The organism is Chryseobacterium sp. P1-3 (assembly GCF_000738495.1).
Taxonomy (GTDB): domain Bacteria; phylum Bacteroidota; class Bacteroidia; order Flavobacteriales; family Weeksellaceae; genus Chryseobacterium; species Chryseobacterium gallinarum.
The window spans coordinates 153315-178004 of record NZ_JPEQ01000014.1 but is presented as its reverse complement, the minus strand read 5'-3'; the positions used below and the strand labels follow the sequence as shown (position 1 = coordinate 178004).

At 37.0% G+C, this 24690-nt stretch carries 21 protein-coding genes, 4 pseudogenes and 1 riboswitch; of the genes and pseudogenes, 4 read left to right on the top strand and 21 right to left on the bottom strand.

The genetic code is table 11. The annotated features are described in order from the left end of the window. Positions 1 to 53 precede the first annotated feature (53 nt). The 5 genes and pseudogenes from dinB to lpxK all read right to left on the bottom strand — a co-directional run bounded on the left by dinB (position 54) and on the right by lpxK (position 4301). Complete coding sequence (gene dinB / locus HX13_RS18180) at positions 54 to 1151, bottom strand: DNA polymerase IV (RefSeq protein WP_050022236.1); 1098 nt, start codon at positions 1149 to 1151, stop codon at positions 54 to 56. A 184-nt stretch (positions 1152 to 1335) separates the two neighbouring features. Beyond that, entirely contained in the window at positions 1336 to 1791 is a 456-nt protein-coding gene (locus HX13_RS18175; protein ID WP_050022235.1) for a GNAT family N-acetyltransferase, read from the bottom strand. 21 nt (positions 1792 to 1812) lie between these two features. Then, positions 1813 to 2329 (bottom strand): annotated as a pseudogene (locus tag HX13_RS18170) (TlpA family protein disulfide reductase). A gap of 147 nt (positions 2330 to 2476) precedes the next feature. Further along, positions 2477 to 3292 (bottom strand): purine-nucleoside phosphorylase, encoded by an 816-nt coding sequence (locus tag HX13_RS18165; RefSeq protein WP_050022370.1) that lies wholly within the window; start codon positions 3290 to 3292, stop codon positions 2477 to 2479. Continuing rightward, entirely contained in the window at positions 3276 to 4301 is a 1026-nt protein-coding gene (gene lpxK, locus HX13_RS18160; RefSeq protein ID WP_050022234.1) for a tetraacyldisaccharide 4'-kinase, read from the bottom strand. Before lpxK ends, HX13_RS18165 begins: the two co-directional genes overlap by 17 nt. Before the next feature lie 109 nt (positions 4302 to 4410). Here lpxK and truA point away from each other — a divergent pair, with 109 nt between their 5' ends. Together truA and HX13_RS18150 are read left to right on the top strand one after the other, a co-directional pair. Continuing rightward, complete coding sequence (gene truA / locus HX13_RS18155) at positions 4411 to 5148, top strand: tRNA pseudouridine(38-40) synthase TruA (RefSeq protein WP_050022233.1); 738 nt, start codon at positions 4411 to 4413, stop codon at positions 5146 to 5148. Positions 5149 to 5349: 201 nt separating this feature from the next. Further along, the gene (locus tag HX13_RS18150; protein ID WP_050022232.1) at positions 5350 to 7113 is read left to right on the top strand and encodes an ABC transporter ATP-binding protein; all 1764 of its coding nucleotides are present in this window, start codon (positions 5350 to 5352) and stop codon (positions 7111 to 7113) included. A 123-nt stretch (positions 7114 to 7236) separates the two neighbouring features. Here HX13_RS18150 and HX13_RS18145 read toward each other — a convergent pair. The 4 genes and pseudogenes from HX13_RS18145 to HX13_RS18130 all read right to left on the bottom strand — a co-directional run bounded on the left by HX13_RS18145 (position 7237) and on the right by HX13_RS18130 (position 9755). After that, positions 7237 to 7852, bottom strand: a pseudogene (locus HX13_RS18145) (class I SAM-dependent methyltransferase). 54 nt (positions 7853 to 7906) lie between these two features. Next, positions 7907 to 8443 carry a hypothetical protein gene (locus tag HX13_RS18140; RefSeq protein ID WP_238555482.1) on the bottom strand — a complete coding sequence of 179 codons (537 nt, stop codon included), beginning with the start codon at positions 8441 to 8443 and terminating at the stop codon, positions 7907 to 7909. Further along, a pseudogene (locus HX13_RS18135) lies at positions 8433 to 8904 on the bottom strand (RNA polymerase sigma factor). Before HX13_RS18135 ends, HX13_RS18140 begins: the two are co-directional and overlap by 11 nt. Further along, the gene (locus tag HX13_RS18130) at positions 8904 to 9755 is read right to left on the bottom strand and encodes an alpha/beta fold hydrolase (protein ID WP_050022230.1); all 852 of its coding nucleotides are present in this window, start codon (positions 9753 to 9755) and stop codon (positions 8904 to 8906) included. The pseudogene HX13_RS18135 and the gene HX13_RS18130 overlap by 1 nt, the downstream one beginning before the upstream one ends. A 381-nt stretch (positions 9756 to 10136) precedes the next feature. Here HX13_RS18130 and HX13_RS18125 point away from each other — a divergent pair, with 381 nt between their 5' ends. Next, complete coding sequence (locus HX13_RS18125) at positions 10137 to 10352, top strand: hypothetical protein (protein ID WP_050022229.1); 216 nt, start codon at positions 10137 to 10139, stop codon at positions 10350 to 10352. 178 nt (positions 10353 to 10530) lie between these two features. Here the strand turns inward: HX13_RS18125 and HX13_RS18120 are convergent, their stop codons facing one another. Next, the gene (locus HX13_RS18120; RefSeq protein WP_238555481.1) at positions 10531 to 11796 is read right to left on the bottom strand and encodes an MFS transporter; all 1266 of its coding nucleotides are present in this window, start codon (positions 11794 to 11796) and stop codon (positions 10531 to 10533) included. A gap of 98 nt (positions 11797 to 11894) precedes the next feature. Further along, entirely contained in the window at positions 11895 to 12647 is a 753-nt protein-coding gene (locus tag HX13_RS18115; RefSeq protein WP_050022369.1) for a DUF3575 domain-containing protein, read from the bottom strand. A 205-nt stretch (positions 12648 to 12852) separates the two neighbouring features. Here HX13_RS18115 and HX13_RS18110 point away from each other — a divergent pair, with 205 nt between their 5' ends. Next, positions 12853 to 14925 carry a TonB-dependent receptor domain-containing protein gene (locus HX13_RS18110; RefSeq protein WP_050022228.1) on the top strand — a complete coding sequence of 691 codons (2073 nt, stop codon included), beginning with the start codon at positions 12853 to 12855 and terminating at the stop codon, positions 14923 to 14925. A gap of 64 nt (positions 14926 to 14989) precedes the next feature. Here the strand turns inward: HX13_RS18110 and ribB are convergent, their stop codons facing one another. The 10 genes and pseudogenes from ribB to HX13_RS18065 all read right to left on the bottom strand — a co-directional run bounded on the left by ribB (position 14990) and on the right by HX13_RS18065 (position 24565). After that, a complete protein-coding gene (gene ribB, locus HX13_RS18105; RefSeq protein ID WP_050022227.1) occupies positions 14990 to 15637 on the bottom strand; it encodes a 3,4-dihydroxy-2-butanone-4-phosphate synthase in 648 nt (215 codons plus the stop codon). Positions 15638 to 15728: 91 nt separating this feature from the next. After that, a riboswitch (FMN riboswitch) is annotated at positions 15729 to 15853 on the bottom strand. A gap of 144 nt (positions 15854 to 15997) precedes the next feature. After that, positions 15998 to 16351: pseudogene (locus tag HX13_RS18100) on the bottom strand (DUF2200 domain-containing protein). 174 nt (positions 16352 to 16525) lie between these two features. Continuing rightward, positions 16526 to 17155, bottom strand: coding sequence for a hypothetical protein (locus HX13_RS18095; RefSeq protein WP_050022226.1), 630 nt, complete (start codon positions 17153 to 17155; stop codon positions 16526 to 16528). Beyond that, on the bottom strand, positions 17103 to 17288 hold the full coding sequence (locus HX13_RS22245) for a hypothetical protein (protein WP_128572494.1): 186 nt from the start codon (positions 17286 to 17288) through the stop codon (positions 17103 to 17105). Before HX13_RS22245 ends, HX13_RS18095 begins: the two co-directional genes overlap by 53 nt. Positions 17289 to 17997: 709 nt before the next feature. Further along, positions 17998 to 18501: a DinB family protein gene (locus HX13_RS18090; protein ID WP_050022225.1), complete on the bottom strand. Its 504-nt coding sequence runs from the start codon at positions 18499 to 18501 to the stop codon at positions 17998 to 18000. Between the two features lie 36 nt (positions 18502 to 18537). Next, positions 18538 to 18921: a 5-carboxymethyl-2-hydroxymuconate Delta-isomerase gene (locus HX13_RS18085; RefSeq protein ID WP_050022224.1), complete on the bottom strand. Its 384-nt coding sequence runs from the start codon at positions 18919 to 18921 to the stop codon at positions 18538 to 18540. Between the two features lie 116 nt (positions 18922 to 19037). Next, positions 19038 to 20345 carry a serine hydrolase gene (locus HX13_RS18080; protein WP_202962930.1) on the bottom strand — a complete coding sequence of 436 codons (1308 nt, stop codon included), beginning with the start codon at positions 20343 to 20345 and terminating at the stop codon, positions 19038 to 19040. Between the two features lie 247 nt (positions 20346 to 20592). Further along, positions 20593 to 22644 carry a M48 family metalloprotease gene (locus tag HX13_RS18075; protein ID WP_050022223.1) on the bottom strand — a complete coding sequence of 684 codons (2052 nt, stop codon included), beginning with the start codon at positions 22642 to 22644 and terminating at the stop codon, positions 20593 to 20595. A gap of 102 nt (positions 22645 to 22746) precedes the next feature. Next, a complete protein-coding gene (locus tag HX13_RS18070; RefSeq protein ID WP_050022368.1) occupies positions 22747 to 23685 on the bottom strand; it encodes an alpha/beta hydrolase in 939 nt (312 codons plus the stop codon). Positions 23686 to 24124: 439 nt separating this feature from the next. Continuing rightward, positions 24125 to 24565: a hypothetical protein gene (locus tag HX13_RS18065; protein WP_050022222.1), complete on the bottom strand. Its 441-nt coding sequence runs from the start codon at positions 24563 to 24565 to the stop codon at positions 24125 to 24127. Positions 24566 to 24690: the final 125 nt, after the last annotated feature.

Sequence of the window (24690 nt, the reverse complement as noted above, 5' to 3'; positions counted from 1 at the left end):
TGGGTTCATATATTTATCGATTTGGTCGATACAAGTTAGCAAAAAAATAGGAATTATTCATTTTCAAATTCCTTAAACGGGATTTTTAGTTGAACGGAAACCTGCTTTTTTTCTTCCGTATTAAGCTGAGAAAGCGACAGTCCCAGTAGCCGTACTGCCTTGTCGTAGGGACGAAGTTCCCAGAGTTTTTTTCCGGTGTCGAAATATTGTTCAGGCGAAGTAAAATAGTTTTCTTTTGTAATGCTTCTTGTGAAAAGAGAAAAATCCTTGTATTTGATTTTTAAGGTTAAAGTCCTTCCCAGAATATTGTTTTTCTGTAATCGTTGATGAAGTTCCTGGCTTAAGCTCTCCAGCTTTTCATTAATCTGCTGCTCATCAAAAAGATCTTCAAAAAATGTACGTTCCACTGCTACACTTTTCTGAATCCGATGAGGTTTCACTTCCGAAGTATGAATGCCTCTGACCACATTGTAATAATGTTTACCGGACTTTCCGAAAATTCTGACAAGTTCCTCAAGTGTTCTTTTTTTTAAATCTTTTCCTTTATAAATTCCCAGACTGAACATTTTGTTAGCCGTAACTTTCCCTACTCCATAAAATTTTTCAACAGGTAATTCTTCCAGAAAAGTCTCTACTTTATCAGGATGAATGGTCTTCTGCCCGTTAGGTTTATTGATATCAGAAGCCACCTTTGCAAGGAACTTATTTACAGAAATACCTGCGGAAGCGGTGAGGCCGGTTTGCTCAAAAATTTTTTGTCGGATTTCCCGGGCAATCTGGTTGGCAGATTCTATTCCTTTTTTATTTTCAGTGACATCCAGGTAAGCCTCATCCAAAGATAATGGTTCTACCAGGTCTGTATATTCATAGAAAATTTCACGTATCTGTTTTGAAATTTCTTTATAGCGGGGAAAGCGGGGAGGAACAAAAATGAGATGCGGGCATTTTTCCTTTGCCGTCTTGCTAGGCATGGCAGAACGTACTCCATATTTTCTTGCTTCATAACTGGCGGCAGCCACTACGCCTCTATGCTGGCCGCCAACAGCAATAGCCTTTCCTTTGAGGGTGGGGTTATCATGCTGCTCCACGGAAGCATAAAATGCATCCATATCTACATGAATAATTTTACGAAGCGGCAAAGAAAAATCCATAACACAAAGATATGGATTCCTGTATTTATTTTATAGAAGGGAAGTTAGAAGCTAGAAGCTAGAAGCTAGAAGTGGGAAGTTAATATACCCGATAAGGAAATTAAAACCTGCTTACTAAATATAATGAAAGACGAAGTAGTAATTAATAATACGTTAATCCCTTCCATCTCCCGGTATCCGCCTTTTAAGCTTTCAGTCTCATGGTAAGAAGGTGAGGCTCAAAGCCTGCCTTTTCATAAGCTTTTATAGCAGATTCATTCTGTGCATATACATCCAGCCTGACCTCTGAAATACCTCTGGATTTTGCCCAGCCAATCAATTCATCAGTGATCACTTTATTAACGCCTTTCCCCCTGTATTCAGGCTTTACATACATAAAGCCCAGATACGCATACTTTTCAAACGTGTAGTAAGACTTTTCTGCCTTTTTAATCAGAGCATAGCCGGATCCGATGATCTCATTATTTTCTTCAGCAATAATCAAAGTGGCATCCGGAGATTGTATAAAATGGCTCAGATCATAATAATGAATCTCCCCGTCAATAAGTGTAATGTTGAATGGCCTTTCTGCTGAAACAATTCCCTGTTCAAATTCTAAAAGAATTTTTAAATCTTCTTCTCTTGCTTCTCGTGTGGTCATGGTGTTTATGTGATTGTGTTATTATTGTAAAAGACTGTCGATTGTTTTCTGGATTTCAGGATCTTCCGGAGATATAGCATAATATTTTGCAATCGCTGATTTCTGATCGATCACCATATATCTCGGAATCCAGTTCAGGTCTATATAATTGTTGAAATCATTTTTCCATCCTGATGCAAACCAATAATTATCTTTGTCTTTCATATTGAACCTTACGAGACTTTTTTTCAAACCCTTCTTTTGATCTTTCTAATGATAAAAATACGAAGTCTACGTTCGTATTATTTTTTTCTAATTCTTCAGCTTTAGGAAGGGCCTGTAAACAATCCCTGCACCATCCGGCCCAGAAGTCTATCACCAAAACCTTACCTTTATGCTGATCAAGGATTTGTTGGATGGTAATTGTTTTTCCCTCTTCATCTTCCAGTTTCTGGCTGAGTGCTTCTTTGGAAAAACCTTTTTTCAGGATGGCAGGAGCCTTTTGAGCATAATTCAGTCCAAAAAGGGCTATTGCAAAAATTAATAACAACTTTCTCATTTCTTACAATTTCATTTATACAAATCTAAACAATGAATTGCAATTGAAGATTGATTTTTCACGAATTAGGAAAAATTTATAATATTGAAAAATTCTATAAAAGGAAATGGATGAGCCGTCGTATAAATCTAATTGGCCCGAAGCAGGCTACGGATAATTTTGAATTAATCCCTTTACTACCGTGATTACGTTCGGCATGGCTTTATTGGCAGCATTTAAAACTTCTTCATGAGAAACGGCAAAAGCGACATCCGGCCCTCCAAGATCAGTAATTACAGACATACAGAATACATCCATTCCCATATGTTTTGCGACAATTACTTCAGGAACGGTGCTCATCCCTACCATATCGCCTCCAATAGCCTTTATCATGCCATATTCAGCGGGTGTTTCAAAAGTTGGCCCTTGCAGGGCAACATATACTCCCTGGTGGATTTTAATGTGATGTTTTGAGGCAACCTGTTCTGCTATGGCAATCATTTTTTTGTTGTAGGGCTCGCTCATATCCACAAAACGTGGTCCAAGCCCATCAATATTTCTGCCACGAAGCGGGTGTTCAGGCATCATATTGATATGATCTTTTAAGATAACGATATCTGCAACACTATAAGCAGGATTTACTCCACCACAGGCGTTGGAAAGAATCAGATTCTGGATGCCTAATAAGTGAAAAACTCTTATGGGAAATGTAACGGTTTCCATAGAGTGGCCTTCGTAATAATGGAAACGGCCGCTCATCATCAGGACTTTTTTACCTTCCAGTATTCCATAGATGAGTTTCCCGGTATGTCCCACTACTGTCGTTTGCGGGAAGTTAGGAATATCCTTATATTCCAAAATATGGATAGGCTCTACTTCATGCTGCAGCTTTCCAAGTCCGGATCCTAAAACAACCGCAAAATCCGGGGTTTCATGAATAATACTTCTGATGAAATCTGCTGTCTCGTTAATTTTTTCTAACATAATCCAGGATGATTTGATTGAATTCTTCCTTTTTATCAATAATGACATTGATAGGCCAGTAGTAAACAATTTCTCTAAGATAGTCAAAAGTTTTCAGACGGACGTAATCTTTCTCCGTGGTCAATATCAGCTTATATTCACCTAATTTTTTATATTCTTCAAGGATTTTCTTAATATCATCATCCGTAAAATTATGATGATCCCTGAACTTTAAATGTTTAACCCGTTTCGAAAATTTCGCCAGGTGCTCCAAAAGAGGCTTCGGGTTGGCGATTCCTGTAATCAATAAAATATCGTAATAGTTCAGATTGTTATCAGGAAGCATTTTATCCTTTCCATATACATTTTCATCATAACCGATGGATGAAAAGAATACTTTTTGGTTATGAGACGGGTTTATCCTGGAAATATAATACCTTTTGGTTTCTTCTGTCAGCTCATCAGGACATTTGCTTACCATGATGATATTGGCTCTTCTGGCACCGGATCTCGACTCTCTGAGATCTCCGGCAGGAAGAAGATAATCTTTGAAATAGGGATCATTAAAATCAGTCATCAGGATATTGAAGCCTGCCTTAATAGCTCTATGCTGCATTGCATCATCCAGCACCAAAACCTCAAGATCCATATCGCTGATTACTTTTTTAGCTCCGGGTACACGGTCTTCGGAAACAGCAATGACAAAACGGTTTTTGAAACGTTCAAAAAGCTGCATGGCTTCATCTCCTACTATTTTGTAGTTGCTGTCATAATTGGTCACCTCATAACCTTTGGTGAGCCTTCCGTAGCCTCTTGAAAGAACTCCGGTCCTGTAATGTTTGGACAGATACTGGGCAAGGTACATCACCATCGGCGATTTTCCGCTTCCGCCCACAGAAAGGTTCCCGACATTGATTATCGGTGTCTTGAATTTTGTCGACTTAAAAATACCCAGATCATACAATGTGTTCCGGATACCCGTTACCAAATGATAACCGAGGGAAAAAGGATAAAGGTACCATCTTTTCATACGATTGCAAAAATAGGAATTTTCATAAGCATTTGATATAATATTCTCAAAGACTTTTCAACAAATATTTCGTTAAATTAAAGTATTTTTGTGGAGTTATTATAATACCTTGAGATACTTTATAGAATTTTCTTACAACGGAAAGAATTATTTCGGCTATCAGATACAGCCGGATGCTATTTCTGTACAGGAAGAACTGGAAAAAGCGCTTTCCACTATTTTACGGGAAGAGATTAAAACAACCGGAGCCGGAAGAACCGATACCGGTGTTCATGCTAAAAAAATATTTGCCCATTTTGATACAGGGCAGGAGTTGAATGATGATCTTCCGAGAAGATTAAACAGTTTTCTTCCTCCGGATATTTCCATCCATAGGATTTTTAAGGTGAAGGATGATTTTCATGCCCGCTTTGATGCTACTTACAGAACGTATGAATATTATATTTCCTTGTCTAAAAATCCGTTTACCCAGGAATCTGCATGGCAGCACTGGAAAAAGTCACTGGACATCCATACAATGAATGAAGCCTGTAAGATTTTATTTGAATATGAAGATTTTACAAGTTTTGCCAAATTAAAAACAGACAACAAAACCAATATCTGCAAAATGTATAAAGCAGAATGGGAACAGAACGGAACAGAATTGAAATTCACTGTTTCCGCAAACCGTTTCCTGAGAAATATGGTTCGTGCTATCGTAGGAACAATGGTGGAAATTGGAAGCGGAAAAATGAAGCCTGAAGATCTCCGTAAAGTCATTGAAGATAAAAACCGTAATGCCGCAGGAACCTCTGCACCCGCGCATGGACTGTACCTGGTGGATGTAGGGTATGAGTTTGATGAATGATGGAGAGCAGATATCAGATGATAAATGATATTAGACCGATAAACCTTTGCAGTCTCTCTACCTTCTAATCATCCGCTCCATTCATTCTGTAAATAACAGGTATCCGGAATTTTCTATGACGATTTGCAAAACTTGTAAAGGCAGTCCCGTTATAAAGTATTATTTTTGCATAGACTTTAATTCTTTTCTTCGATCCGAACAATGAAAAAACAAGATACCTGGGGAATTATAAAGAGGTTGTTCTTTATCGGAATGAAATTTCGTTCTTGGTTTATCCTCACTTTGATAATTTCTGTCATACTTTCAATCGTTTCTACCTACAGGCCTTATCTTACCATGGAAGTAGTGGATAATGATATTACAAAGCTGAAAGATAAGGCTTTGATGATGAAACATATCTATATTTTAGTAGGATTGGTATTTGCAGAAACTATTCTAAACTTTTTCCTGGTTTATTTTTCCAATTTCATTTCACAGAATGTTATCCGTGATATCAGAGAACGATTATATGCCAAGCTGATTTATTTCAGAACTTCATTTTTTGATAAAACACCGATCGGGCAACTGGTAACCCGTGCCGTAGGAGATGTGGAAACAATTGCGACTGTGTATACAGACGGGTTTCTGATGGTTTTTGGAGATATTCTGAGAATTATATTTGTATTGATCATGATGTTCAGTACCAATGTCCATTTAAGTTATATTACCCTGGCTATTCTGCCTTTGATGGTAGTTATTACAAGGTTTTTTCAGAAAAGGCTCAAAAAGGCATTCGGGGATGAAAGAAACTGGACGGCCACTCAAAATTCATTTGTACAGGAAAGGCTTGCAGGAATGCCGATTATCCAGGTGTTCAACAGACAGGAAGCCGAATATAAAAAATTTGATGATATTAACATTACCCTGAAAGGAGCTCTGCTGAGAACAGTTTTCATCTTTTCTTTATTCTTTCCCGTAGTGGAACTTATTTCTTCATTGTTCATCGGTTTTATCCTGTTTTATGGAGGATATATTACCATCAGCGCGGGAGTGGTTATTGCTTTTATTCAGTATATTTCAATGCTGATCCGTCCGCTCAGACAGATTGCCGACCGTTTCAATAACATTCAGAGAGGTATTGTAGGGGCAGAAAGGGTATTGGGACTCATGGACGAAGAAAATTCAATGCCTAATACCGGAACGGTAAAAAAAGATCATTTTGCCGGAAAAATAGAATTCCGGAAAGTGCATTTTGCGTATGATGAAAAGCAGGAAGTTCTTAAAGGAATTGATTTTAAAGTAAATCCGGGAGAAACTGTAGCGATTGTAGGAGCTACCGGTGCAGGAAAATCTACGATCATCAGCCTGATTACAAGGCTTTACGATATTAATTCGGGGAGTATTCTCATTGATGATGTAGATTTAAAAGATTACGAGCTTTATAACCTGAGAAGTCATATCGGGGTTGTCTTGCAGGATGTTTTCCTTTTCCATGGAAGTATTTTTGAAAACCTTTCTTTCGGTGATGACAGCATTACCCTGGATAAAATAAAAGCCGGAGCCAGGGAAATTGAAGTAGACCAGTTCATCGAACAGCTGCCGGGTGGATATGATTACGTGGTAAGTGAAAGAGGCTCTTCCATTTCCTTGGGGCAGAGACAATTGCTGTCTTTCCTTAGAGCATACTTATCTGATCCTAAAATCCTGATATTGGATGAAGCTACCTCTTCTATCGACCATGAAAGTGAAAAACTGATCCAGAGGGCTACAGAAAAGATTACCAAAAACAGGACATCAATTATTATTGCACACAGGCTTTCAACCATTGAAAAAGCAGATAAGATTATTGTTATGGAGCATGGTAAAATTGTGGAAGAAGGGAAGCATCTGGAGCTTTTAGATAAAAACGGATATTATGCTACCCTTTACAAAGCCCAGCTGCGCCATGAAGTAGAAATGGAAGAAGAGAAAAATCATAATCCATAGGGGTTATCCCGAAGTTTTTTTCCAGGCATCAGCCTATTGATCCGGGACTTTTTTTTGCAATGGTTTTGAGATTTCCGGCTTGCTACACAAGTCTGATGCATCAGGCTTACCTTTTTAAAAAGCTCAGACCTTCTTAAAACTACAAAAAACAAAAATGTTGGGTCGTACCGAAGGGGGTTATATGCTCTTCAGTAATGCACTTTATTTTTTCAAAATCTTGCTCAAACTGCTGAGATAAAGAGTGTTCATCATATTGCTGAATATCCAGCCCGCTGCATTGGGTGGGTCCTTTCGTGGAAAAAGTTCCCAAAATCATAAAATGGCTGGTATTTTTTCCGGCAATGCTGACATATTGGGATATCTGTTCTGCAGTGGTCAGAAAATGGAATGCTGCTCTGTCATGCCAGATGTCATAGGTTTCAGCAGGTTCAAATGCAGTAATATCCGCAGTGATCCATTTTACTTTGTCAGCAGCTTTTCCCAGGCGTTGTCTGGCTTTCTCTAAGGCTTTGGAAGAAATATCAAGAACGGTGATATTTTCGTAGCCTTCCTCAAGGAGGAAATCTACAAGATTGCTGTCGCCGCCTCCAATATCGATGATTTTGGCATCTTTTCCTAAACCAGAAGAATGGATGAAGGCAAGAGAAGTCTGAGGTTTTTTCTGAGTCCAGCTTACCTGGTCCGGATTTTTGGTTTCGTAAACATTTTCCCAGTGGCTTTTAGGATCAGGTGTGTTCATAATTCTTTAAACTGATTATTTATTTCTTCAAATTTATTAATTAATCCATCAATTTTAGCCTGTTGCTTCCTGATTGTTCTCGGCCTTATATAAAACCAGTTGAAACCTATCCAGAATAAGACGGCAGTGTAAGCAATAATGGCCGGTATAGCTGACATTTTCAAAGTGTATTCGTACATATAAAAGCATAATCCCAGAAACAGTATCATAAAATATATATTCAGCATGGTAGTCTGCATAAATTTTTTGTTTACCTTTTACAATATAAAGGCTTTGCAGGTACTCCTGATTGGTTTGGGTATTGTCAATCTTGTAAAAAACCATAAATAGCCTGTTATAAGCACACAGAAAAATCAACATTGCCAGGATAACGAGCACAATCCCGATTTTCGTAGTGACAAGCTGAGGCTGATAACGATACCAGATAAAAGCAATACCTAAAGAGGTTATGATCAACATGATGTTGATAAGAATAAGTTTGCGCAGATTTTCAAGCCTGAATTGTTTCAGTTTGCCAAGCAGTTCTTCAATGCTTGGTTGATGGGAAGTTTGTTGTTTCCATATATTTTTGAAATCAATATTAGTATCCATTTTCTTTGAATTTTTTAGTTAATTTTTCCTTGATCCGATAGATTTTCACCCGTATGTTGGCTTCTGACAGTCCTGTGATAAGGGCTATTTCTGCTTGTTTTACTTCTTCCAGTTCCAAAGAAATAATAATCCTGTCTGTTTCAGGCAGCTCAGAGATAAACTGGTATAGCAGCTGTATCTGAGGCTCCATAGATTCCTGCTTTTTTTCCTCCAGTTGGGCAGGAAGGCCGGTTTTAGAAAATTTTTTTTCTTTTTCAATTCTGACGCAGGCAATTGTTGGAGGCAATTCTGAAAATCCATGTACCGATAGCGGATTCATTCCTGAATTTCGGGAGCTGCTGCCAGACAATGATAAATGTTTCCTGGGCCAGATCCTGCGCGAGTTCAGCATCATTAACATATCCCATACACAAACGGAATATCCTTTGCCAGTAGAGCTCATATATATCTTCAAATACCATTAATGTGCAGATAAGAAGTTATTCAGCTGATTAAAGTACCATTCTTTATCATCATACATAATAAAATGGAGCCCTTTTGAGGCATATTGAAAGTTAGCATTTTTCAGGTTTTTATATTGCCCTTCAATACTGGGTTTAAGGTTTATAAAAAAAGATTCCAGTAAAATAAGAGATGGACATTGTATGGATTTTATCTTTTCCCTGAGATCTGTATTGGAAAAATCACAATACATTTTGGCAAATGTTTTTCTGTCTGATTTCATACTCCAGCCAATAACGGTTTCCTGCATAGAAGTATCTGCTAAAAGACGAGGGATGGATTGGTTTTGCATTTGACGGAATTGTTCATCTGTCATTGCAGATAATTTATTAATGGTAGAAGTGCAGTCATTGTTTTCTTTGGATGTAAAATCCGGATCAGACAACGCTGCCAGACAAGGAAGTGTATCTACGATTACTATTTTACCTGGGAGTTCAGGGTAGTCTGCTGCAATGGCCAGGGCCAGTCCGCCACCCATGCTATGTCCGATAATAACCGGCTTTTCAATCTTATTATTTTTTATATAGGCTGCAATTTCTTTTTCCCAATCTGTAAAACTGGCATCAGCATTAGCTTTCACGCCGGCAAATCCTGCCATAGTGAGGACATAACAAGTATACTTGTTTTCAAATTTTGCAATGGTTTCGTTCCATACCTCACCTGAAGAGGCAAAGCCCGGAATAAAGATTAAAGCCCGGCTGCCATTTCCGGTTTTCCTGACTTCGAACGGATATGATTTTTCCTGACCAAATACTTTACATAAAGCAGCGAAAAATAACATCAGGATAAGAAGGAATTTGATTTTTTTCATGATTTCCAAAGTTTAAAGGTTTATTTGCCTTTTAGAGACCAACCTTTTTAAAATGTTACATTTATTTTTTAATTTTTTTTTCAAAAATTATTTCGAATATCTGCAGAGACTGTATTTAAATGGTTTTTGCCAGGGACTTGCTGCAGATCATAAACGGCAATTAGGTATTTTGTTTTGCTATTGTATATAACGTAAGAAGTATTGATTGTAAAAATAAACATCATTTTGTTGATTTTGTTAGATAAAACAAAAAAATAATGGATGTATGGTGTTTATATTGAGAAAAGTTTTTAAATTTATTAAATATTTAAACCTTTACCCGGAATATTAGAGGGGTATGGCATTAAGTTGGAATTTTTAACTAAAATCTATAAAATATAAATGAGCAGTAGTATCCAAGATGAATTTAAAGTCTTTAAAGACGAATTAAAGAAGCTGAATATCGAAGTACAGAAAGTTGTGAAAGTAGGAAACGGAAGTATGGATTTCCATGAAGTTTTTTACAAATCGCCAAGGTATGAAGAGGTAAAAAGTGTGTATGTCCAGCGACATAATCTGGACAGTATTATTGAAAAATTTAAACAAGCCTATCATTAAAATACAACCGGCGGCGCAGAGAATCTGCGCCGCCGGTTTCTTGAGGGCAATTTATTTAACGTAAGTTCAGACAAGAATTATCAGAATAACTTCAAGCCTATTATGGGTCGAATGATCTATTTTATTGTCATAAATTCCCGATTTCAGCGGTTAATCCTGATCCAGTGCTGATGTCTTTTTAGTGTCCCTCATTCTTACATAGACGATGAATGAGAAGAAAATACAGGCTGTGATATACCAGTAAAAATATTCTTCTGTTCCGGTTTTTTTTAAACCAAAGCGCAATATATTCTGCCGTTCCTCCAAAAACAGCCACCGTGAGTGCATACGGAAGGCCTACTCCAAGAGCTCTGATCTCGGAAGGAAATAGCTCTGCCTTTACCACAGCATTAATAGAAGTATATCCGCTCACAATAATCAGGGATACCATAATCAACAAAAAAGCTGTCCACATGGAAGTCGTATTGCTCAGGGCGGTAAGAAGCGGTACTGTACACAAAGTTCCCAGAACACCGAAGCTTAACAGAAGAGGCCGTCTTCCTATTTTATCAGATAAGCCCCCGAATACAGGCTGGAGACACGCAAAAATAAATAAGGAAATAAAAGAGATTAATGTAGATTCTTCCTTAGTCAGATGAACGGTGTTCACCAGGAATTTCTGCATATACGTTGTGTAAGTATAGAATGCCAGTGTGCCGCCCAAGGTCAGCCCAACTACAGTAAGCAGGGCTCTGGGATGTTTGAGAAGCTCTTTAACGGTTCCTTTTTTCTTTCCACTGACTTTTTTTTGGTTTTCAAAAGCTTCGGTTTCATGCAGATTGGCACGTAAATATAAAGCAATAATGGAAAGCATTGCTCCGATAACAAACGGAATTCTCCATCCCCAGTCTTCAAGTTGGGCTTCCGTTAACAGTAATTTTTGTAAAATAAGCTGAATTCCCAGCGCTATAAGCTGTCCGCCGATTAATGTTACATATTGAAAGCTGGAATAAAATCCCCTTCGGTCCTGGGTAGCCATTTCACTAAGATAGGTGGCAGATACCCCATATTCGCCGCCAACACTCAGCCCCTGTAATAACCGGGCTGTTAAAAGCAGGAGTGGCGCCAGAATTCCTATGGTTCTATAGGTTGGAGTAAGGGCGATAAGAAGTGATCCGAAGGACATAAGCAATACGGAGAAGGTCATGGCTTTTTTTCTTCCTATTTTATCGGCAATGCTTCCGAACAGCCATCCTCCGATGGGGCGCATCAAAAAGCCAACGGCAAAAATTCCTGCGGTGTTCATCAACTGGGCATTCAGGTCGGAATCCGGAAAAAAAGAATGAGAAAAATAAATTGCAAAGGCTGCATACGCATACCAATCATACCATTCTACAAGATTTCCGATTGATCCGCCCACAATCGCTTTGATTCTCTGGGCAGTGGTGATTGAGGAAGAGTTCATATTTTCCGGGGAATTCTGATAATGGAAGGCAATATACAAAATTCATCTAAAAATAAACCGTACCGGGAAGAACGGTTTTACAGTAAATGATATTGTTTTTAAAATCTGTATCCTAAAGAAAGCCCGCTTCTAAAACCCGCCCATGGACCGTCTATTTTTATTCTGGCACCGTTGGCATTTGTTTCTACGGTATATTTTACAAAAGGGATATCCAGTTTTTCTATTTCTCTTTTAAGCTGTGCCTGCATGTCCGGGGTAAGCACGTAGTCAGAGGTCATGGTAAAATCGCCTTTTCCCCTTCCGTAGTGAGCACCGGCAATCCAGAAATCAAGGACGAGATTGCGACTTCGGGTAAGAAAAAATTGTACTCCGGCCATCAGTCCGCCACTATTCCCGTTAGTGCTTCCTTGTCCTTTAATGGGGATGGGGTAAGTAATTCCGTTGGGTCCGTTATAATCATAGTAAAAGTCGAAAGTATTGGATGAAACATTGGAATAGCGGTAGTAAGGGGCAAGGTAGAAGCCTTTTCCATATCCTTTTCCAAGATAAAATCTGGGCTCTACTGTAAATTGAGTTGCTTTTACCCTGAGATTTTGGAATCTTTTTTCATCTTCATCTTTCAGAAAGGCGTTGATGAACGGAACTTTCCCCTCAGGCATGGTTCCGAAGCCTATATTTAAAGAAAACCATTGATTAATGACTCTTTCATAAGATAAATTGATATTTCTGAAAGTATAGGCTGTAACATTAGTCTTTATGATATTCATTTTATCTGTCCGGATATTCTGGCTTTCCTGTGCTTCCGCTTTTGAAAACAGAATACTGAGAAAGAGTAAACTGGCCTTTTTCATAATCATATATTTTATGGTATACTATTGTCACAGCAAAAAACGGGCTGAATTTAATGTATTGTAGTTGTTATTAGAAAAAAATACTTATAAGTTTCAATTATTTAGGTATTTTTTTTTATCTGATTCAAACTGAAATGTAACGAATTGGCAGTTAGATTTGTCTTATCAGTACTGTACTATTCTATGCGGAACATGAAAAAAAACTATATATACCTTATTTTTACTTAGTGGAATTTTTGTTTTTTCACAAGAGAAGCAAAATGACACGGTGGAAGGAACGAAAACGAAAGAGATTCAGGCAGTTATTTTAAAATCACAGCGTAAAAAACAATTTGCAGATAAAGCCGTTTATACTTTTGATAAAGAAGCGCTGGAAAAAGCCCGTTATGCAAAAGATCTGCTTCAGACGCTTCCCGAATTGCAGCTTGATCCTGTTTCCAACACGATTACAAGTACCAAAGGAGGAACCACTCTATTTCTTATTAATGGTATTGAAGCAACCGATCTTCACATCCGGAGTATTGCTCCCGCTGAAGTGGTAAAAGTGGAATATTACGACATTCCACCGGCAAGATGGTCAACAAGAGCTGATACAGTGATTAATATCCTGACAAGATCTACCGAAACCGGTTATGTTTTCGGGGCAGATTCCTTTTTTGCACTGAATACAGGTTTTCTGAATAGCTCCGCCTATGCCAATTATACAAAAGGGAAAAATAATTTTGGCCTTGAATATTCCCTTAATCTGAGAGATTATAATGACAGAAGAGTCAATAGTATTTATGACTACCAGCTGGACGGAAAACATTATCGTTCTGACGAAGACAGGGCCGATCATTTCGGATACACTTTTCAGAGTGTAGCATTACGGTATACCCGTCTTGTCCCCGATAATTATGCCTTACAGGTAAAACTGAATACGGACATTTTCAGCAGGTTTTCAAAAGGAACCGGGCAAAGTATCTTCACTGCAGACAATTCCAATGAAGAGCATGCCATGTTTAAAAATAACGGTTCGGATTATGTAATTCCCAAATTGGATGTATATTATTCAAAAAAAATAGGTGAAAAAGATGAGGTGAGCATTAATGTGGTAGGTTCTCACTATACAACCAATACCTCGGAGACGGCCAAAGAATGGATTACAGGTTCGGGGCTGTCAGTCTACGATAATGACATGATGCTTAAAGCAAAACAGACAAGTGTAGTAGGAGAGCTTGCGCATGTTCACGATTTTACGACCGGGAAATTATCCTCCGGATATCGTATTTCCAGTTCTTCCATTTCGAATGATCTCAACAATCTTGCAGGATATTCGCAGTATAAAGTAAATTACCTTGAACAGTATTTTTATACCGAATTTTCAGGAAAAGCCGACCAGTTCAGTTACCGTATTGGTGCCGGCCTTACTAATATCCATAACAAAAGTGCTGAAAACACTTTTGACGAATGGAGCTTTACTCCCAAGGTTATTTTAGGTTACCAGTTGAAGAATAATCAGAATCTACGGTATACAGGAAGTTATAGCCCGGTAAGCCCGTGGAGTAGTGCGTTGAGCAGCAATGTGGTACAGCTGGCTCCCAATATAATACAGAGAGGTAATCCTTTCCTGAAATCTCAGCAGGTTTTTTCCAATAATCTGACGTATTCTTTTAACAATAAATATTTTGATTTTAATGCCACCTTGTTTTACCGGTATACAGACCGGATCATCAATCAGTATTATGTTTTGGATAATGAATTCGGAGGATATGCATTGACATACGAAAATGGAAAAAATGCCCAAAGGTACGGAGTGCAGCTAACCGGTTCCTATAAGCCGTTCGGAAACAGTCTTCTTGTAGTAAAAGCAGTACTTACCCCTACCTCGGAATTAGTGAGAAACAGCCAGGGAGTACTTATTAAGAATGATCTTATAGGTAATTATTTTGTACTGTCATCAGAGTATAAATCCTTTTCGCTGCAGTACCAGTTTAATATCCCTGTTTATAGCCTCAGCGGAGCATTTCTTAATACCAATGAAAACCAGAATAATGTTTTTGTAAGCTATAAACATAAAAACTGGACATTCTCAACAGGAATGTATTGGATCGGTATGCCTTCAGAGTATAAAACGAAGAGCCTTTCCGAAAGTGCAGTAGATTATAGGGTACATACACAGATTATGAATAATAAATCTATGTTTGTATTGGGGTTGAGCTATGATTTTTCAAAAGGAAAGAAAACGGAAATTCAGAGAAAGCTTAATAATGAAACAGCTCCGGCAGCTACTTTTTAATGATAGTATAGAAAAACCGCTCTGATTACAGAGCGGCTTTCCTATGCATTAAATAAAATAAAGTTTAGTTGCTGATAATCATTTTGCGGTAAGCATAAATATCTTCAATAGTAACCACGCTCATATCTTTTTTAAGAGCAAAGTCTACGATTTCCGGAAGTCTTGCCATGGAGCCGTCCTCATTGGTTAATTCACATAAAACGGCATCGTCCCCCAGATTGGCCATTTTTACAAGATCTACGCTGCCTTCAGTGTGGCCGCGTCTTTCAAAAACTCCTCCTTTTCTGGCGATCAATGGGAAAACGTGCCCTGGGCTAGCGATGTGCTCGGCTTGTGCATCCGGGGCTACGGCTGTCCTGATGGTCGTTACACGGTCTTTCGCGGAAACTCCTGATTCTACTCCTTCTTTAGCTTCAATTGTAATGGTAAATGCGGTCTGATTTTTTGAATTATTGTTTTCTACCATCGGTCGCAGGTTGAGGTGTCTGCTTTTTTCTTCAGAAATGCATAGGCACACAATTCCGCTGCACTCGCGGATCAGAAGGGCCATATCCTGTTCTGTAATGGTGGAGGCGGGAAAGATGATATCACCTTCATTTTCTCGGTTTTCATCATCTACTAAAAGAATACCTTTTCCCCGTTGTAATGTTTGAAGTGCTTTTTCTACACGTTCTGCGGAGGTTGCTCCGAATTGTTCTAATAATTTTTCCATGTTATTTTACTTTTAAAAGTTAAAATAGTCTTCGGTACATGGAAATGAAATACGACACAGTAAGAGTCCCTAGGAAATCTTATTGCCGTCTCATTTTCTTCTCCCATCCAGACTTTAACTGTCGGTTCCGGAATTTCACCAGATCAGTCCCTTCAAAGAAAGGAGTCGCGGACTATAACCGCCGGTAGGGAATTTCACCCTGCCCCGAAGAAAACTTATACTAAGTTTTGCTGTATGTTATAATTTACATTTTTATTTCATAGAATTCTATTTAATGCACAGACTGCTAATTTCGGGAAGTTTTTCGAATTAGAGAAGTTTTTTATAAGATTTTCAGGGGATGTGGCAATTGGAAGTATATTATTTCCTCAGTATCTTTTCCATTGATTTCCCTTTTGCCAACTCATCAATCAGCTTGTCCAGATACCGGATATTTCTCATCAGATCATCCTCAATATCTTCTATGCGATATCCGCAGATAACTCCTTTTATCAATGAGGTATTAGGATTCATTTGAGGAGCGTTTTCAAAAAAAAGTTTTAAAATCCGTTCTGTTGTCTAATATCTCCTGCAAATTTTTTTTCATCATATCCGGTGAGCCATGATATAATTTCGTGCACTTCTTCTTTCGTACGTCCTTTTTTTTTCGGCTTTCTGAATATAATGAGGATAAACACTGGCAAAGGCCGTAGTATAAATTTTAGTGTTTTGCATATATTTTTTTCATTGATACTAATAAGCAATTTACAAAAAGATTGGAAATCGTATTTTTAGATAATAAATCTCGGCATCATAGTAATGCCGGGATTTATTGTTTGGTTTTATTTTGATAGCATGCTGATAATGAGGACTGCGTATAAGACTCCTGTAGTATCTTTTATTTCACATTTAAAATACGTAAGGTTTTTTTAAAAATTTCTGTTGGAATACTTCAACCCTGAATTCTACTCCGGTAGGCATGGCTTTGGAAGCGTAACCTTCAAGGCTGTCTATCTCATGAGACCCTTCGCCTCCCAGGAGTTTGAAAATTTCCCTCAGCACACAGTTACCGAGATAAACAAATGGTACAATGGGGTAGTTTTCAAAATGTCCCTTGCACTGGTTGGGGGTAAAAGGCATTATCGAAATGGTGAACTGGTGCTGATCCCCGGAATATTCTATGCTCGCTTCAGGAAGTTTCTCATCGTGGTATTCCACAGGAACATCATTGAAATAATCTTTATAAAAAAGCTGAAATGCATTTTGTGTAATAATATAGTAATCGAGTTCAAAAGAATATAAGGGCTCTTTGGAATGGATATCTTTTACAATAAGATGAGATTTGCCTTTTCTTTGGGACTCCAGAAAACTTTCACTTGTGATAGATACCGATTCAGGGGTTTTATAAGACAGTTTCCTGATCCTTAACTTTTCGCCCAGAAAATAAATTTTTTCTTTGGACGAGTCATTCAGAAGCTTATATAAGCTACAGCTTCCCAGTGAAGCAAGGGTTTTTAATAAATTGGGTGAAATTTTCATTATTAAAGTTCCAATCTGTAATTTCCGTCTCTATGGTATTTCCATTGACAATGATGTGTTCAGGAATAGAGATGTAAGGTGCCGTTTCCCCAATGTAAGGGATAATTGTTTCTTTTAGGTCAAGTGTTTTCATTTGAATGAGGGATTTTTTTATTTAATTCATTGATGTGCAGGTTATTTCCCACAGCGTGATGTTGCTGTAAAAAATTAAACTGTTGGGATTTTCATTGTGTTTCTCGAATCTATACCTGAAATTCAGCTTTCTGGTGGGAATTGTTGATAAAAGCTGAGATCATTTTTTACTATAAGGTGGGCTTTCTGTTTTCATATTGTAGGTGATTTCATAATAATATTTCTTTATTTGGTGATTTTATGTATTGCAATTTACTAAAAAATAATAATAAATGATTATGAATAAATATTTATAATTTTATGCTTCGATTGCCAAAGTAAATCATTGTGGAAAAGTTGGCAGTATAAGTTATCCACAATTCCTGATTTTGTGGAAAAGAAATATATTGATTTTAAAGTATGTAAAAGATTCTATATCAGTATATTATATATATATTTATTCCCCGTATTCAAAAAGATATCCATATTTTATCCACAATAAATGTTGAGTATTTAAAAAGTTATCCACATTTTATGGTGTTGTAGAAATTGAAATCTGTTTTGAAATGTTTGGAGCAATAGATAAAAAAATTTTCTGAATAAAATATGATATTGTGGAAACTATGAATTTTCTATATGTTTTCAGATGTGTTTATCCCATAGTAAAGCCATCCAGGATAATCCCAGATAAATGTATTTTAATAAATGCAGTGAATTTTCTTACCTGAATCTTACTTCTGTTCTTTATAAATATTCCAGAAGTTAAAATCGGTCATCGGCGCATCGGTAATTCCTACATTTCTCCCCATTGTTACAATCTGACCCCTATGATACGTGCCATGAAGAATAATATGTTGGATATATTCATATTTGGAGAAATCACATTGGAACCATTGGGATTCAATTTTTACATTTCTGGATAAATCTTCTTCCGATAAACTTTCTACATAATCTACCAGCTTTTGCGAATTATTTTTTATAGCATTGAAAATATCTTCTTTACCGGTTATGGCTGCTGTTTTCTCAAAATCAAAATCATTATTCTCGGCAATGAAGCTCCACCAGTATTCCTGAGTTTGCCAGATGTGATGTAAAGTCTTTAAAATAGTAGGAAAGCTTGAAATGGTTTCCCGGTTAAGCTGTTCGTCAGACTTTGTGGACAACCAGTCGATGTATTTATTGACTACCCAGTTGTTGTACTGAACACTTTTGTCGATTAATGTTTTTAAACTCATAATGATTAATATTTAGTGGATTTGTATGGTAAGTATTTAAAGCCCGAAATGGCGGTCTTTATGTATGTTTTCAGGGTTGATAAGAGCTTTGTTGCTGTAGGTGGCTGCTTCGAACTCACTGATGTTGACAGATAGAAAGGAGATGTCGGGAAGCAATTCTGTAAGTTTTATGCTGATCTGTCTTGATAAGCCGGCTTTTTGTTCTGTACTCCGTCCTTCCATGATATACCCGAAAACATGTAGGAAGTTTTTCTTATTATTTCCCAGCCGGTAATGGGAGTAAGGCTTCAGCCTGACTTTTATGTCATTGGGGGCAAATAATCCTGTGGAATCAGCAGTTTCATAAACCGCATCCATGATCTCATCAGGTGTTTTTTGCTGAAGAATATCTTGTGAACAGTCTATGATAAAGTGCGGCATGGTTGTTTTATTAATTGACTTTTAGTTAGTTAAAAATAAGAAAAATAGCAATGGGTTTTATAAAAAAAACACTCTATGATAAGAATGGTATATTTTCATGATTGATATTATTTTTTTTATTTCTGATTTGTACTGTTTAATAATTCAAAACAGATTTTATCAATAGGATCATTGATTTCAGAAACATTTGAAAGAATAATTACTGCAGTCTTATCATTGGCATTTACAGCCATTGAAGAAGAATATCCTCCTGTGCCTCCGTTGTGCCACACGAATTCTTTTCCTTCCTTTGATATAAGAATATGCCACCCCAAACCGATTTTCATGGTGCCGTTTATGGTGAAAGTTGGTTTTCTGGTTAAGGCCAGCTCTTTATTTTCAGGATCAAATTGCGCATTGGCAAATTTGGCTAAATCTTCCGTTGTGGATAATATTCCACCAGCTCCGAATAAAACATCAAAATCCCAGTTGGAGGCTATCTCACCATTTTTACGGTATCCTTTAATGAGCCTGCCTCCCAGGCCTTCCGAACTGGTAAATGAACTATTCATGTGATATTTATCAAAAATATTTTTTTGTACTAATTTCTGAAAAGTCGTTTTTTGAGACAGTCCCAGGGTATATCCTAACAATCCCGCTCCTAAATTGGAATAGCTGTAGGTTTTATTGCCATGGATAAGAAAATTTTTAAGGTATTCTTCAAGCTCTTTTAGATGATAAGCTTTATAAGGATTAGCTTCATTAGACAGGTCCAGGTTGTCTGGTAAGCGGGGCAGTCCCGAGCTATGGTTGGCTAAACTCTCAAAATTTAATGTGATATTATTTTTAAAAGCAAAAGGGTAGTATGGATTGATATTATCGGTCAGCTTTATTTTGTTGGCTTCTGCCAGAGACGCAAGTACAGTTGAAGTAAATACTTTTGTAATGGAGCCGATCTCGAAAATTTTATTTTGATTTTCAATAGGTTTTATAGCGCCGTTTTCTTTTAAGATTCCATAATAATTTGTCTTACCGTTTTGAATAAGGGCAATGGATAGCTGAGTGTTATCCGGAAAATCTTTTGATTTCGAATAAATGATTTCTGCAATTTCCTTTGGGTAAATAGTCAGTGCATTAACGGTTTGACTCTGAGATTCTTTTATCTCTTCATATGGTTTGATGAATAGCCCGTTTATTGTATTTTGTTTGTCGAGAGAAATATTAACAGCTAATACCGTTTTTTCAAACTGTGTCTTATAAGTAGCATAAGTCCCTTGTTGATAGCCTGTGAATTCTTTACTTTTGATATCACCTGCCTGAGCTTTCAGGCCTGCCAAGAACTGTTTCGTATTCTCAAGAGGCAGAGCCTGCTTCATTCCGGTTGAAAAGCTATTGAAAATTTCTTCATACTTCCCGGTATTATAGTTTTTTTTGAAAATGATCAATGGCAGTGGTATAATTTTCAGTCTGAGCCGATAAATGATGAATTGTAAAAATAAATATTAGGAAGCAAAACAGCTTTTTCATGGTAGTTTTATAGATATTAGTTAAGGGCTAATTTACATATTTATTCAGTAACAGCCAGGTAAAGATAGAAAGGTTCCGGAATTCGGCATCTGAAATTTTACATACAGATGATCAAGCCTTAAGATATTTTGAAAAAATTATTTCTGAAAAGCAGATCTTTAAATTTTAATTTACTTTTTCCATTTCCGGAGATATTTTCCATTCCTTCATGATGTCTAACAGGTTCTTTTTCATCCTGAAATATTTTCTGCTGAGAAGGTATGGATAAATATTCATTGCATTGATCAGAAGCTGTATGTTTGATTCGAGGTATTGGTTATTATTAAAGTATATCAAATCATTTTGAATATAATAATCCATGTCTTTTATATCCTGCTCATTCAAATCCACTGATGCTGTGCCATCCTCCAGATAAGCCCGTATTTCGTTTTTTAACTTTTCCTCAAAAGGTATCATAAGACTGAATTTATGTTTAATCTGATCAAATGGTGTTTGGGTACTCATGAATACGGTTGCATTACTCATATCAGTATAAACACTCAGCTTTTCTTCATATTGGTGGTCAAATTCTGCAAGACGTTGGTAAGCTTGTATAAATTCATTCTTTCTGCCGTGTTCTCCTGTTGAAAAGTAATTGTAGATATCAGAATCGTTCTGCTGAATCTGGGACTTTACATCTGTTATAGCGTTATTTAACATAGGAAGCAGCTTATGGGCTTCGCTGGCACTATATTTTTGGCCGTCATAATCAAATGTTTTCAAAGCCAATTCTTTATTAACAATAGCCTCGATGGTGTTTTTATCGTTTTCCAGGGCAATAAGGGTATAGACCAGCTCTACCTTTTCTTTGCTGAAAAGATCATCAAAAGAAAGTTTTTTGGGTATCTGATTTTTATCAACTGTAAAATCAGGGTTTTTGTTATTGTAATAGCTGTTGAAAACCCTGTCAAATGAATCGTTCGTATACTGTTCTTCGAATTCTGCTTTAAAAGTATTCAATTCCAGGTTAATTTTTTCCTTTTGGTATTTTACCCTTGAAAATAATTTTGCAGTAAGCTTTTCTTCTGTCTGTTCGAAATCTCTGAATAAATTTCTGGCAGGCTCGTGGTTTGCCTCTTTTATAATATTGAGGGCCCTGAGTCTTGTGATACGTTCCTCATGGGAAGGATGCGAGGCCCATTGATTCTCTATAACCAGTTTAGATTTGTTAAAAAGACCTGATTCAGACAGCTTTATATTAGGAAAGTTGTGTTTTATTTCAACTTCATTCAATTGGGCAAAAAAATTCATCACAAAAGATTGTTCGGCATAAATATTTTTGCTTGCTTGGTTTTTTGAAATTCTGGATTCATAAAAAGTAAGCACATTGTTATATGAATTGCTGGCTAATTCTATTCTTAAAAGAGATTCTTCCAATGAGAGTGAGCCAGCAATATGGGCGGCCACTTCATCGGCATGAAACTCCATTTCCCTGGAGAGTGCCAAATGGCGGATGTTTACAAAAGAATACATTTTGGTAAGCACCCACTGGATTTTCTGAGTAATAAACATAGAAATTGCAGCAAAAATAGAAAAGTAACCGCTTATGTTCGCCCAGCTTTCCACAGAATTACGATAGGACTGATCATCGTTGACCAGGTTAAAAATAATCTGGTTTACATTGTAGACATAGCTTCCCACTTTCATAGACCGTTGAGAAAAATGCCCGAATTCATGGGATAGGATGGCTTTCAATTCCTGTTTTGTTGTCGTATTGATCAATCCCGCCCCAATTGTCAGATTCTTTTTGATGGGCAGAAACATACTCCAGAAACTTGAATCATAAAAAACACTGGCATTAACATCATAGGATAGATATACTTTTTTCGGAAAATCAGTTCCTGCTTCTTCTACAATTTCGTCAATCATTTTAAAAAGTGCAGGTTCCTGGGCTCTGGTTATTTCCGTAAGATGGCTTCTGTCATTAATGTGTTTTTTGAATAAGAATTTAATGATAAAAAAGAATATGAAAACACCTGTTCCTGCAGCGCCTATACCCAGCATTAAAGTTAAAAACATGGGTTTGGCAATGATCAGCAAAATTCCTCCACCTATGCAGGCCGCCGTTAATAAGACGGTAAACAGGAATAAAAGAATATACACCATGACAAAAATGCCAATGGCCAGAATAGCAGATTTACTTTTCTTTTTAAAATCCTCCGAAACTTGAATATACATGGAAATAGTTTTTTACAATATTACATTGATATTGCTAAGAAAACAAGCAACTTTTCAAATTTGTGAAGTGGTCAATAATCAGGATAAAATTTAATAATTGTTTCATTTTCTATTTGAAATAATTTTGCCGGACTGGTTTTCTGTTTTATGAACAAAGTCAGAAACAGCCTTCACAAATTCTTTATTTTTTTCATAATAGAGTATGTGCCCGCCATCTATTTTTATAATCTGCTGGTTGGGAAATAAGAAAGAAGCGTAATGATCTTCACCGATAGAATGATCTTTTGTTCCTGTGATGACAAGTACAGGTGTCTTTATAGATTGGGTAAAGGGAGTATAATCCTTCCAATATTCCTGTATGGAGAAAGCTTTTTGGGCAAAATCAAAAGTACTTGGGTTTTTACTGTCGATTTTATTTAATAATTCTACATTACTTTTATTTCCGGAGAGCATTTTATAATCCAGTCCTTGTTTACCTAATTCATTTCTGGTTTTGATAAAGTCCGGTAATAAGGAAGCATCTGAAAGGGTGAAATCAGTGTTCATCAGCTGATTCATATAACGGATTTGCTGTTGAAGTGAATATTTCAGGTTCAAAGTGCAGTTGGCCAGGATAATTCCTTTAACGCGTTCAGGATATTTCTGTGCATAATTGGTGGCTAATATTCCACCGAATGAATGGGCCAGCAGATAAACCTTTTCTGTTCCGGACTGTTTTCTGATTTCTTCAATATCCTCAACCATCCTGTCCAATGAGTAATTTTCTTCCGGAGCATTTCCGGATCGCCCGCTTCCCCGCTGATCATAATAGATCATGGCAAGTTGGGATTCCAGTTTATTGCCACCGAGGCTTTCAAAGGATTCGCTCCATGCACCCGGTCCGCCATGAATGAAAATACATACCGGGCCTTTGCCTGACTTTTTTGTAAATAGTTTTACGTGATCACTGGTCAATACAGGATAGTCTTTGTTATCCTGAGCTTTGATGTTTGTATTGAAAATAAACAAGAAAAGTAAGGTGAATTTTAAAAATGCGGCCATGTTTGTACGATTAAGGGCTGAAATTATTTCTAATGCCCCCAAATATAGTAATAATTGGATGTAAAATACTGTTTCAGATCAGTTCAAAGATTTCTCCGACGTTAATTTCCTTCCAAATGGTCAGAGACCACAATGGTATGATTTGTATGTTTCCATTCCGGTGGGGTATGAGGTCAAAGTCCCCATTTAATTTCTCGCTCCGGTTAAAATGGAGAGAACGTCCCCATCTTTAGAATTGCCCCGATATTATTAAGGAAAATAGCTTAGATCTTCTCTCAGCACCATAGTTTCAGACTGTATAGATTTAATAATTCTATTATTCAGCTTACTATCAATATTCCGGATTTCATGTAGAATATCTTCTGAAATGGCATAATCTTCCCAATTGGCAAATCCTAAAATAATGATGAGCTCATTCAGATTCCCTCCATCCGCAATTTTAAACGTATGTGCTGATTTTATTTTTTTTGATTCGTAAAAAGCCTGAAGTTTTTTTTAATAAATCATATGTTTTATCTATATCATCAACCTGAAGAGTTAAAAGGCGGGATAATTTAAATTTATCGGAAAAGGATTTCCCGGTACTGAACTCACTGAGACGAGTTACTTTAAAAATTGTCTGTACATCTGCGTAAGGAAAAACATTGATCCTGTTATCTGCCATATCTTCGGAAGGCTTTACTGCTTTATCGAAATCGGCCCATTGCAGATTAAAAGTAGCATCAACAAACTGTCCGTACCTTTGTCCTGAGATAATAAACCAGCCATACCAACTCCAGGGGTCTTTATTGTTTTTATGCCAGCCCAGATGCTGTTTATAGCCGTCTTCAAACTTTTTTAGTTGTCCGTCCTTGGGCTTCCATATGGCAAATTGGCCCATAGTATCTGACTGTCCGTTCGCAATATTGAAAATAAAAAAAAATAAAGACGAAAATATACAACTTCATAGGTTTTATTTTTGAGTGAATTTAATTATTTTTTTAAACTTAAATTACAAAAAAATAT